Source organism: Pseudomonas sp. USTB-Z, from assembly GCF_019691255.1.
GTDB classification, from domain to species: domain Bacteria; phylum Pseudomonadota; class Gammaproteobacteria; order Pseudomonadales; family Pseudomonadaceae; genus Aquipseudomonas; species Aquipseudomonas alloputida.
Genome location: NZ_JAECZP010000040.1, coordinates 1 through 11,495, shown reverse-complemented (window position 1 = coordinate 11,495; position 11,495 = coordinate 1). Strand labels below are relative to the sequence as shown.

Sequence of the window (11,495 nt, the reverse complement as noted above, 5' to 3'; positions counted from 1 at the left end):
CAAGCCCGCTCCTACACAGAACACGCATGTCCTCGTAGGGGCGGGCTTGCCCGCGAAGGGGCGCAAAGCGGCCCCGGCTTTAACGCGGTATTACTGCGTTGCAGTCTCCTGCACCACGCGAATAACCCGCTGCGGAAACGGAATATCGATCCCTTCGGCCTTCAACCGGTCACGCGCATACTCGTTGAGCATGAACATCACGTCCCAGTAATCGGAGGTCTTGGTCCACAAGCGCAGCGATACGGTGATCGAGCTGTCGCCCAGCGTCGACACGACCGCCTGCGGTGCAGGGTCTTGCAGAACACGCGGGTCCTTTGCCAGCTCCAGCAACACATTGCGGGCCTTCTGCAGGTCAGCCTCGTAGTCAACGCCCACATCGAACACCACCTTGCGCGTCGGCTGGCGGTTGGTGTTGGTAATGATGCCGTTGGACAGGCTGCCATTGGGCATGATGACCGTCTTGTTGTCACCGGTGCGCAGCACGGTGTGGAAGATCTGGATACTGTCGACGGTGCCGGCAACGCCCTGCGCCTCGATCCAGTCACCGATACGGAACGGGCGGAACATCAGGATCAACACACCACCGGCGAAGTTCGCCAGGCTGCCCTGCAAGGCAAGGCCGATGGCCAGGCCTGCGGCACCGATGGCGGCGACGAACGAGGTGGTCTCGATGCCGATCATCGAAGCCACGCTGACCAACAGCAGCACCTTCAGCACGATGTTCGCCAGGGTGCTGATGAAGCCCTGCAGCGCCAGGTCGGCGTTGCGCAGGCCAACCAGCTTGCCGAGGCGGGCGCTGACCTTGTTGATGATCCACCAGCCAACCGCCAAGGTCAGCAGTGCCAGCAGCACACGGCTGCCGTATTCCATGATCAAAGGGATCCACGTCTGGGATTGGCGGACGAGCTGGTCGACCTCAGCGTTCAAATCCATATTCATCTCCTGATGCCGAGCGGCAAGTACACGGTAGAACAGGCCGCGCGTGTTATTACGCAACCCCGGCCCCCATGGACATCATTTGGCCATCGGGGTTCCGGGCCACCCCCACATCAGTCGCGGAAGTTGTTGAACTGCAGCGGCATGTCGAATTCCTTGGTGCGCAGCAGGGCAATGGCTTCCTGCAGATCGTCACGTTTCTTGCCGGTTACCCGTACCTGCTCACCCTGGATGGCGGCTTGTACTTTCAGCTTGCCATCCTTGATGGTGGCAACGATCTTTTTTGCCAGGTCCTTGTCGATGCCTTCGCGGAACTTGGCTTCCTGTTTCTTTTCCTTGCCGGAGGCGTAGGGGTCCTTGGTTTCCAGGCACTTCACGTCGATCTTGCGCTTGACCAGTGCAAGGCGCAGGATCTCCAGCATCGCCTCGAGCTGGAACTCTTCCTCAGCAGTGAGCATCACGGTCTGCTCTTTGTCCTTGAACTCGAAGGTGCCTTTGCCCTTGAGGTCGTAGCGGCGGTCCAGTTCCTTGATGGCGTTGTCGACCGCGTTCTGCACCTCGTGCTTGTCCAGTTCCGATACCACGTCGAACGAAGGCATGGTTGTTCTCCCAAAATAAAAGCGCGCTCAGGCTGAAGATGGAGCGCGCTGGGTTTGAAGGTTAAAATGCGGGCTCATTATAACGGGTTGCGAAACGCATATGAGCAGCACCTGGCATATTCTCGGCGCCGGTAGCCTTGGCAGTCTGTGGGCCTGCCGGCTGGCACGCGCCGGCAAGGCTGTGCGCCTGATCCTGCGTGACGGGCAACGGCTGCAGGCCTATCAGCAGGCCGGTGGCCTGACCCTGGTCGAGCAGGACCAAACCCGGCGCTACGCCATACCGGCCGAAACGGCGCAAGCGCAAGGCCCGATCCACCGGCTGCTGGTGGCCTGCAAGGCCTATGACGCTGCCCCGGCGATTGCCGGTCTAGCACCTCGGCTGGCCGAGAGCGCCGAAGTGCTGCTGTTGCAGAATGGCCTGGGCAGCCAGGATGAAGTCGCCGACCTGGTGCCGCACGCTCGCTGCATCTTCGCCTCCAGCACCGAAGGCGCCTTCCGCGAGGGGGACTGGCAAGTGCGTTTTGCCGGCCATGGCTTCAACTGGCTAGGCGACCCACGAAGCCCCATGCTCCCCGACTGGTTCGATGACCTGCACGAGGCCGGTATCCCCGCTGAGTGGACAGTAGACATACTGACCCGCCTGTGGCGCAAGTTGGCGCTCAATTGCGCCATCAACCCGCTGACCGTACTTCACGATTGCCAGAATGGCGGGCTGCTGGGGCACCTGGGTGAAGTGCAAGCCCTGTGCGTCGAACTGGCCCGACTGCTGCGCCGTTGCGGCCAGCCGCAAGCAGCCGAGGGGCTGGACGAAGAAGTTCAGCGGGTAATCCTCGCCACCGCAGCCAACTACTCTTCCATGTACCAGGACGTGCATGCAGGACGGCGCACCGAGTTGCACTACCTGCTCGGCCATGCTTGCCGCGCTGCGGGCCGTCATGGCCTGCAACTGCCGCAGCTGGAACACCTGCTGCAGCGCTTGGTCGAAAACCTGCGCGTGCGTGGCTTGCCTTGCGACTGACGCGGCCCTTCCACCGGATACGGACATTGCCTTGCCCATGACCTTGCGCCAACGCCTGGAAAACCTCCCGGTCGGGCAGAAGCTGCTGGCGGCCCTGCTGGTACTGCTGGTGACCATCTTGCTGATGGCCAACCTCACCTTCATCAGCGCCGCCTACTGGATCACCCAGGAAAGCATGGCGCCGCAGGCTATGCACACCATCGGCCGGCTGGTGGCCAATCCACAGCTTGCAGCCCGCGCCGGCGACACCCCGGACACGGCCCGTGCCCTGCTCAAGGAACTGGACAGTTACACACCGCTTCGCGCCGCCGCCATCTACGGTGGCGATGGCCGAATGCTGGCGCAGTTGCAACATGGCGAGCCGCTGGCCCTGCCCAAGCGTTTTCGCAACATCGACGGCTGGCGCCTGATGGAGTTTCGCAGCACTCAGTTGATCCGCATCCCCCGCGATGCCAACCCACCGGCACATTTGCTGTTGGTAGCCAGCAGCGAACTGCCCACGGCCTTCTACACCGGCACACTCAGCGCCAGCCTGGGCATCCTGGTGTTCAGTGTCCTGCTATGGATCGTCATCGCCCGGCAGATCAAACGCCTGATCACCCAGCCGATCAACCAGCTTGAGGAGCTCAGCCGCCAGGTTACCCGCGAAGAGAGCTACGCCTTGCGTGCCCAGCGCGGCAATGACGATGAAATCGGCAGCCTGGCCGAGGCCTTCAACACCATGCTGTCGCGCATCGAGGCCCGCGAGCAGCAGCTCAAGAGCGCCCGCGACGAGTTCCAGAGTGCCTACGACCAGGCTCAGGGCCTTGCCGAAGAAACCCGCCACACCAACCGCAAGCTGGAACTGGAAGTACAGGTACGCAGCAAGATCGAGAAAAAGCTCACCGGTTTTCAGAACTACCTCAACAGCATCATCGACTCGATGCCCTCGGCACTGATCGCCCTCGACGAACAGCTCTACGTGACCCAATGGAACCACGAAGCCACGGTGCTTTCCGGCACGCCACTGGACGAGGCACTTAACCAGCCGGTGTTCATCGCGTTCGAGCCGCTGAAGCCGTTCCTCCCGCAACTGAAGGAAACCGTGGAAAAACATCGAGTGGCGAAGATCGAGCGGGTAACCTGGCCCAAGGGCGACGACCTGCGCCACTACGCCCTGACCTTCTACCCACTGACGGGCGGCGGCGGGCGCGGCGTGGTCATTCGTATCGACGACATCACCCAGCGTCTGTCGTTGGAAGAGATGATGGTGCAGTCAGAAAAAATGCTCTCGGTCGGGGGGCTGGCTGCCGGCATGGCGCACGAAATCAACAACCCGCTGGGCGCTATCCTGCACAACGTGCAGAACATTCGCCGACGCCTGTCGTCCGACCTGCCGCGCAACCAGGAACAGGCCGAAGAGCTGGGCATCGACCTGGCCACGATCAACCGCTACCTGGACAGCCGCGAGGTGCCGCAACTGCTCGACGGCATTCAGCAGGCCGGTGCCCGGGCGGCGAAGATCGTCACCCACATGCTCAGCTTCAGCCGCCGCAGCAACCGCCAGCTGGTGCCATGCGAGCTGCCGGCACTGATCGATCAGGCGCTTGAAATTGCCGGCAATGACTTCGATCTGGCCATTGGCTTCGACTTCAAGGGGCAAGCCATCGTGCGCCAGTTCGACCCCGACCTGGGGCCGGTCCCATGCACCGCCAACGAGCTGGAACAAGTACTGCTCAACTTGCTGAAGAATGCAGCCCAGGCCATCCACCAACGCCCGCAACCCAGCGAGCCCGGACGCATCACACTGCGCACCCGGCTAAACCCGCCATGGGCAGAAATCCAGGTCGAGGACAACGGCGTCGGCATGCCCGAGGCAGTGCGCAAGCGCACCTTCGAGCCGTTTTTCACCACCAAGGAAATCGGCCAGGGTACCGGGCTGGGCCTGTCGGTCTCGTACTTCATCATCACCAACAACCACAAGGGGCAGATGGAAGTGCAATCCACGCCAGGCCAAGGCACCTGCTTTACCCTACGCCTGCCCCTCACCCAGCCGGCAGCGGCGGTGCCGGCCAGAACGGAGCAATGACATGGGCTACCGACTTTCGAAGATCTATACCCGCACCGGCGACAAAGGCGAAACCGGCCTGGGCGACGGCCGTCGGGTGCCCAAGGACCACCCGCGGATCGAAGCAATTGGCGAGGTGGACAGCCTGAACAGCCAGTTGGGGTTGCTGCTGGCGGGGCTCGCCGAGCAGGGGCTGAATGAAGTGACCACAGTGCTGGCGCCGTGTCAGCACCGCTTGTTCGACCTGGGTGGCGAGCTGGCGATGCCCAGTTACCAGGCATTGAACCTGGCGGAAGTGGAACGCCTGGAGGCGGCCATCGATGTGTGGAACGAAGAGCTGGGGCCGCTGAAAAACTTCATTCTGCCCAGTGGTTCGGCGCTGGTGGCGCAGGCGCATGTGTGCCGCAGCCTCGCGCGCAGTGCAGAGCGCCGGTGCCAGCAGTTGAATGCCATGGAGCCGCTGGAAGGCGTTGGTTTGGCGTATATCAACCGGCTTTCCGATCTATTGTTCGTGGCGGCGCGGATCATCGGGCGGCGCCAGGGGGTGGCTGAGGTTTTGTGGCAGCCCGCCGAGAAACCCAAAGGCTGATACTTCTGGGGCTGCTTTGCAGCCATTCGCGGGCTTGCCCGCTCCCACAGGTTTCGAGCAGGCTTGCAACGTGTGAGTTTCCTGTGGGAGCGGGCAAGCCCGCGAATGGGCCCCGCAGCGGCCCCTGTTACAGGGGACTCAAACCTCGGGCCAGAACGCCCGGATCCCGGCTACACCCTGTGCCCCGGCTTCCCAGGCCTGCTCGCGCTCACCCGGCCCTACCCCACCCAGCAGGTAAACCGGCTTGTTGAACCCGGCAATCAACCGCTGCGCCTCATCCCATCCCAACGGCACCGCCTCTGGGTGAGTCTGGGTCGCCTGCACTGGCGACAGGGTGACAAAGTCCACGCCCATCTGCTCAGCCAGCGCCAGCTCTTCGGCACTGTGGCAGGATGCCGCCAACCAGCGCTCCTTGGGGAACGGTCGGCCCCTGGCGGCGTACTTGCGCAGCTGCGCGGCCGTCAGGTGCCAACCGGCCGCCGGGAAATCACCCAGCCATTCCAGTGGCCCTTTAAGCATCAGCTGCGCCTTGCCCGCACACAGCCCGACCGCATCCACCGCCACGTCGCGGTACTTGGGGTCGTACATGTCCGGGGCACGCAACTGGATCAGGCGAATACCATTGGCCACCGCCTTCTGGATGCCCTTGAGCATTTGCGGCACTTCCAGGCCGTCCGGGGTGATCAGGTACTGGTCCGGCAGGCGCGCAGCGGCGACGATCGGCTTGTTGGCCTCGGGGAATTCGTACTGCGGCAAATCGCGCGGGGCAACCCACTCCAGCGGCTGGCCTTCGGCACCATGGGGTTCGCCAGTGAACGCTTCGACCTCGCGCACGTCCAGCAGCACCTGCTTGTCCGGGTAGTCATGGCTGACCTTGATCAGCGCACGCGAATGGCTTACCTCGATGCCCAGCTCCTCGCGCAACTCGCGGGCAAGCGCCGCTTCGACGCTTTCGCCTTCTTCCACCTTGCCACCGGGGAACTCCCACAAGCCGCCCTGGTGCTGGGTATCGGCACGGCGTGCGATCAGAATACGGCCATCAGCGCCGCGAATCACGGCAGCTACTACATGAATCCGTTTCACGCTTCACGCTCCTCCAGGCCTGCCTGTTGCCATGCCTGGAAGGCTGGCCATTGATAAATGGTCTCGATGTAGGCTGCCGCCTCGGCGGGGACTTCTACGCGGTAGGTGCGCAGGCGCACGGCCACCGGGGCAAAGAAGGCATCGGCCAGGCTTGCCTTGCCGAACAGGAACGGGCCGCTGTCCTTGGCCACCAGACGGCATTCGGACCACAGCGCAACGATGCGGTCGATGTCGATTTGCACGTCCAGCGGCACGCTGTCCAGCGCCTGGTCGCGCGACAAGTCGAACGGCATGGCGCCGCGCAGGGCAAGGAAGCCACTATGCATCTGCGCACAGGCCGAACGGGCCTGGGCACGCGCCGCCACATCGGCAGGCCACAGCTGGGCTTCGGGGTGGCGTTCGTTGAGGTATTCGGCAATGGCCAGCGAGTCAGCGATCACACCGTGCTCGCTCTTGAGCAGCGGCACCTTGCCGGTGGAGGAGAAAGCGAGGATGCGCTGGCGGGTATCAGGCTGGTTCAGCTTGATCAGGGTTTCTTCGTAGGGCACGCCAGCCAGCTCGAGGGCCAGGGCGCCACGCAGCGACCAGGAGGAGTACAGCTTGTCGCCGATGATCAGGTGATAGCTCATGGTTCGGCTCCATCAGGTTTGTCTTGCAAAACCCGCAGGCCGCTGCGCGGCCTTTCGCGGGCAAGCCCGCTCCTACAGGGACCGCACCGCTCCTGCAGGCATTGCAACACCTGTGGGAGCGGGCGTGCCCGCGAAGAGGCCTTCGGATCAGTAGATCAGGTACGGTACTCGGCGTTGATCTTCACGTACTCGTGGGACAGGTCGGTCGTCCAGATGGTTTCGCTGCACTGGCCACGGCCCAGTTCGATTCGGATGGTGATCTCTTCCTGGGCCATCACTGCCGAACCCTGCGCTTCGGTATAGCTCGGGCTGCGGCCGCCTTTGCTCGCAATGCAAACGCTGTCCAGGTAAACATCGATCAGGCTCACATCCAGCTCCGGTACACCGGCACGGCCTACGGCAGCGAGGATACGGCCCCAGTTCGGGTCGGAAGCGAACAGCGCGGTCTTGATCAGCGGCGAGTGGGCCACGGCGTAGCCGACGTCCAGACACTCCTGGTGGTTACCACCACCGTTGACTTGCACGGTCACGAACTTGGTCGCGCCTTCGCCGTCACGGACGATGGCCTGGGCCACTTCCATGCACACTTCGAACACGGCCTTTTTCAGCGCTTCGAAGAGCGCGCCGCTGGCTTCAGTCACTTCCGGCAGGTCGGCCTTGCCGGTAGCGATCAGCATGCAGCAATCGTTGGTCGAAGTGTCACCATCGATCGTGATGCGGTTGAACGACTTGTTGGCGCCGTCCAACATCAGGTCCTTGAGGACGCTTGGTGCCACCTTGGCGTCGGTGGCGATGTAGCCCAGCATGGTCGCCATGTTCGGGCGGATCATGCCTGCACCCTTGCTGATACCGGTGACGGTAACGGTCACGCCATCGTGCTGGAACTGGCGGCTGGCCCCTTTGGGCAGGGTGTCGGTGGTCATGATGCCGGTAGCGGCCTCAGCCCAGTTGTTCTCCGACAGGTTGTCGAGGGCGGCCTGCAGCGCGCCTTCGATCTTTTCGACCGGCAGCGGCTCGCCAATCACGCCGGTGGAGAACGGCAGTACCGACTCGGCCGGTACGCCAGCCAGTTCGGCCAGCTTGGCGCAGGTGCGCTCGGCGGCGGCCAGGCCTGGCGCGCCGGTGCCGGCGTTGGCGTTACCCGTGTTGGTCAGCAGGTAGCGCACGGTGCCCTGTACACGCTGCTTGGACAGGATCACCGGCGCTGCGCAGAAGGCGTTGAGGGTGAACACGCCAGCCACGCTGGAGCCTTCGGCACAGCGCATGACCACCACATCCTTGCGCCCCGGGCGCTTGATACCGGCAGAAGCGATACCGAGTTCAAAACCCGGAACCGGGTGCAGGGTGGGCAAAGGACCAAGACCAACAGCCATTAGAGCGCTCCTAGAAAAAACGATGATGTCGAAAAAGGGGCCGCTTCGCGCCCCATCGCGACACAAGGCCGCCCCCACAAGGATCGCGCCCGTTCATGGACGAGCGCGGTACCTGTGGGAGCGGCCTTGTGTCGCGAAAGGGCCGCAAAGCGGCCCCAGGCTTGTACAACGTAAGGTTCAGATCACTCGATCTGACCATGGCAATGCTTGAACTTCTTGCCCGAACCACACCAGCACGGCTCGTTGCGGCCCAGCTTCTGGTCATTGCGTACTGGCGCCGAGGCTACCGCTACTTCGGCACCCTCCTCGCTCAGTTGCTCACTTTCCAGGCCCGGTGCAGCGGCGTGCTGGAATTGCATGCGACTCGCCAGCTCTTCGGCTTCGCGGCGCAGGCGGGCTTCTTCTTCGGCCGGGTCTTCGCGGCGAACCTGTACGTGCGACAGCACGCGGATGGTGTCGCGCTTGATCGACTCCAACAGCTCCTGGAACAGGCTGAACGACTCGCGCTTGTACTCTTGCTTCGGGTTCTTCTGCGCATAACCACGCAGGTGAATACCGTGACGCAGGTGGTCCATGGTCGACAGGTGGTCTTTCCACAGGTCGTCCAGTACGCGCAGCAGAATCTGCTTCTCGAAGGTTCGCAGGGCGTCGAGACCGGCCTGGTCTTCCTTCTCGGTGTAGGCAGTGGTGATCTCGCTCAGCAGCTTCTCGCGCAAGGTCTCTTCGTAGAGGTGATCGTCCTCGTCGAGCCATTGCTGAATCGGCAACTTGATGGCGAAATCGCTGGCCAGCGAAGCCTCCAGGCCGGCTACGTCCCACTGCTCTGGCAGCGACTGCGGCGGAATGTGCTGGCTGATGGTAGCGTCCAGTACTTCCTTGCGGAATTCGACGATGGTGTCGCCAATGTTCTCGGCGGCCAGCAGGCTGTTGCGCATGTGGTAGATCACCTTGCGCTGCTCGTTGGCGACGTCGTCATATTCGAGCAATTGCTTACGAATGTCGAAGTTGCGGCCTTCGACCTTGCGCTGGGCTTTCTCGATAGCGTTGGTGACCATGCGGTGCTCGATGGCCTCGCCCGACTGCATGCCCAGTGCCTTCATGAAGTTCTTCACCCGGTCAGAGGCGAAGATGCGCATCAGGCTGTCTTCCAGCGACAGGTAGAAGCGGCTGGAACCCGGGTCGCCCTGACGACCGGAGCGGCCACGCAGCTGGTTGTCGATACGGCGCGATTCGTGGCGCTCGGAAGCGATTACATGCAGGCCACCCGTCTCGATCACTTGCTGGTGACGCTTCTGCCAGTCGGCCTTGATCTGGGCGATCTGCTCGGCTGTCGGGTTTTCCAGGGCAGCCACTTCGGCTTCCCAGTTACCGCCCAGCAGGATGTCGGTACCACGGCCAGCCATGTTGGTGGCGATGGTCAGTGCACCTGGCGCGCCTGCTTGCGCGATGATCTCGGCTTCCTTCTCGTGATACTTGGCGTTGAGCACCTTGTGGTCGATCCCTTCCTTTTTCAGGAGGTTGGACATGTGCTCGGAAGTTTCAATGGTCGCGGTACCTACCAGCACCGGACGGCCCAGCTTCATGCTTTCCTTGATGTCGGCGATGATCGCGGCGTATTTCTCGTCAGCGGTCAGGTACACCAGGTCGTTGTAGTCCTTACGCGCCAGTGGCTTGTTCGGCGGAATGACCATCACGTTCAGGCCGTAGATCGACTGGAACTCGAATGCTTCGGTGTCGGCGGTACCGGTCATGCCGGACAGCTTGGTGTACAGGCGGAAGTAGTTCTGGAAGGTGGTCGAAGCCAGGGTCTGGCTCTCGGCCTGGATGTTCAGGTTCTCTTTGGCCTCGATGGCCTGGTGCAGGCCCTCGGACAGGCGACGGCCCGGCATGGTACGGCCGGTGTGTTCGTCGATCAGCAGAACCTGGCCGTCCTGGACGATGTACTCGACGTTGCGGTGGAACAGCTTGTGTGCACGAAGACCGGCGTAGACGTGTGTCAGCAAGCCCAGGTTGTGCGCGGAGTACAGGCTCTCGCCCTCAGCCAGCAGGCCCGCCTGGGCCAGCATCTCTTCGATGAACTGGTGACCGGCTTCGTTCAGCTCCACCTGGCGACTCTTCTCGTCGATGGTGAAGTGGCCTTCCTGGGTGACCTGGCCTTCGACCTCTTCGATGTGCTGGGTGAGGCGCGGGATCAGGCGGTTGATCTCGATATACAGCTTGGAGCTGTCCTCGGCCTGACCGGAAATGATCAGCGGGGTACGCGCTTCGTCGATGAGGATGGAGTCGACTTCGTCGATCACGGCGAAGTTCAGTTCACGCTGGAACTTCTCGTCCTGGCTGAACGCCATGTTGTCGCGCAGGTAGTCGAACCCGAATTCGTTGTTGGTGCCGTAGGTGATGTCGGCTGCATAGGCGGCGCGCTTTTCTTCCGGCGGCTGGAAGGCCGAGACGATACCGACCGACAGCCCGAGGAACTCGTACAGCGGGCGCATCCAGTTGGCGTCACGGCGCGCCAGGTAGTCGTTGACGGTGACCACATGCACGCCCTTGCCGGACAATGCGTTGAGGTAGACGGCCAGGGTACCGACCAAGGTCTTGCCTTCACCGGTGCGCATTTCTGCGATCATACCCTCGTGCAGGGTCATGCCGCCGATCAACTGCACATCGAAATGGCGCATGCCCATTACACGCTTGCCGGCCTCGCGGGCCACGGCGAAGGCTTCGGGCAGCAATTGGTCCAGTGTCTCGCCTTTGGCCAGGCGTTCCTTGAACTCTGCAGTCTTGCCCCGCAGTTGCTCGTCGGAGAGGGCCACCATCTTCTCTTCGAAGGCATTGACGATACTCACCGTCTTGAGCATGCGTTTGACTTCACGCTCGTTCTTGCTTCCAAAAAGTTTTTTTAACAAAGGCGCAAACATATCGGCAGGATCTTCCACACGTAGGGATGGAGGGCGGCCCCATGAGTCGCCCGTGCAGCCCATAGGCCGCATGCGAACGAGCATTCTACCCGGAAACGATGGTGAGGAAAGTGGTGGATTTCCACGATGCTGATACAGCGTTTTGGCAGGGGCCTGTTTTAGATAGGGGCATTTTCACTGAGTTCAAGGCTTGGCAACATGAAAGCTATCGAGAACCAGTCTTGTCTTTGGCTGCCTGTGCCGGCCTCTTCGCGGGTGAACCCGCTCCTACAAGATACCGATAGCCCTGGCAGGAGCGGGTTC

9 protein-coding genes are annotated in these 11,495 nt (G+C 62.3%); 3 read left to right on the top strand and 6 right to left on the bottom strand.

Going from position 1 to position 11,495, the window contains the following annotated elements; translation table 11 throughout:
- Positions 1 to 90 precede the first annotated feature (90 nt).
- Positions 91 to 933, bottom strand: a complete 843-nt coding sequence (locus I8746_RS26550) for a mechanosensitive ion channel family protein (RefSeq protein WP_003251892.1) — start codon at positions 931 to 933, stop codon at positions 91 to 93.
- Positions 934 to 1,049: 116 nt separating this feature from the next.
- Complete coding sequence (locus tag I8746_RS26545; RefSeq protein WP_003251890.1) at positions 1,050 to 1,535, bottom strand: YajQ family cyclic di-GMP-binding protein; 486 nt, start codon at positions 1,533 to 1,535, stop codon at positions 1,050 to 1,052.
- Between the two features lie 100 nt (positions 1,536 to 1,635).
- Between I8746_RS26545 and I8746_RS26540 the strand changes: the two genes are divergently transcribed.
- From I8746_RS26540 to I8746_RS26530, 3 genes are read left to right on the top strand one after another with little or no spacing between them, the layout of a single operon-like run.
- Positions 1,636 to 2,553, top strand: coding sequence for a putative 2-dehydropantoate 2-reductase (locus I8746_RS26540; protein WP_221101199.1), 918 nt, complete (start codon positions 1,636 to 1,638; stop codon positions 2,551 to 2,553).
- A gap of 37 nt (positions 2,554 to 2,590) precedes the next feature.
- Positions 2,591 to 4,621 (top strand): ATP-binding protein, encoded by a 2,031-nt coding sequence (locus I8746_RS26535; protein ID WP_012053647.1) that lies wholly within the window; start codon positions 2,591 to 2,593, stop codon positions 4,619 to 4,621.
- Between the two features lies 1 nt (position 4,622).
- Positions 4,623 to 5,189 (top strand): cob(I)yrinic acid a,c-diamide adenosyltransferase, encoded by a 567-nt coding sequence (locus I8746_RS26530; protein WP_012053648.1) that lies wholly within the window; start codon positions 4,623 to 4,625, stop codon positions 5,187 to 5,189.
- A 138-nt stretch (positions 5,190 to 5,327) separates the two neighbouring features.
- Here I8746_RS26530 and I8746_RS26525 read toward each other — a convergent pair whose 3' ends face one another.
- The 4 genes from I8746_RS26525 to secA all read right to left on the bottom strand — a co-directional run bounded on the left by I8746_RS26525 (position 5,328) and on the right by secA (position 11,192).
- Entirely contained in the window at positions 5,328 to 6,272 is a 945-nt protein-coding gene (locus I8746_RS26525; RefSeq protein ID WP_003251883.1) for a Nudix family hydrolase, read from the bottom strand.
- A complete protein-coding gene (locus I8746_RS26520; RefSeq protein WP_012053649.1) occupies positions 6,269 to 6,901 on the bottom strand; it encodes a glutathione S-transferase family protein in 633 nt (210 codons plus the stop codon). The genes I8746_RS26525 and I8746_RS26520 overlap by 4 nt, the downstream gene beginning before the upstream one ends.
- Before the next feature lie 155 nt (positions 6,902 to 7,056).
- A complete protein-coding gene (gene argJ, locus I8746_RS26515) occupies positions 7,057 to 8,274 on the bottom strand; it encodes a bifunctional glutamate N-acetyltransferase/amino-acid acetyltransferase ArgJ (protein ID WP_003251879.1) in 1,218 nt (405 codons plus the stop codon).
- Positions 8,275 to 8,456: 182 nt separating this feature from the next.
- A complete protein-coding gene (gene secA / locus I8746_RS26510) occupies positions 8,457 to 11,192 on the bottom strand; it encodes a preprotein translocase subunit SecA (RefSeq protein ID WP_017147940.1) in 2,736 nt (911 codons plus the stop codon).
- Positions 11,193 to 11,495: the final 303 nt, after the last annotated feature.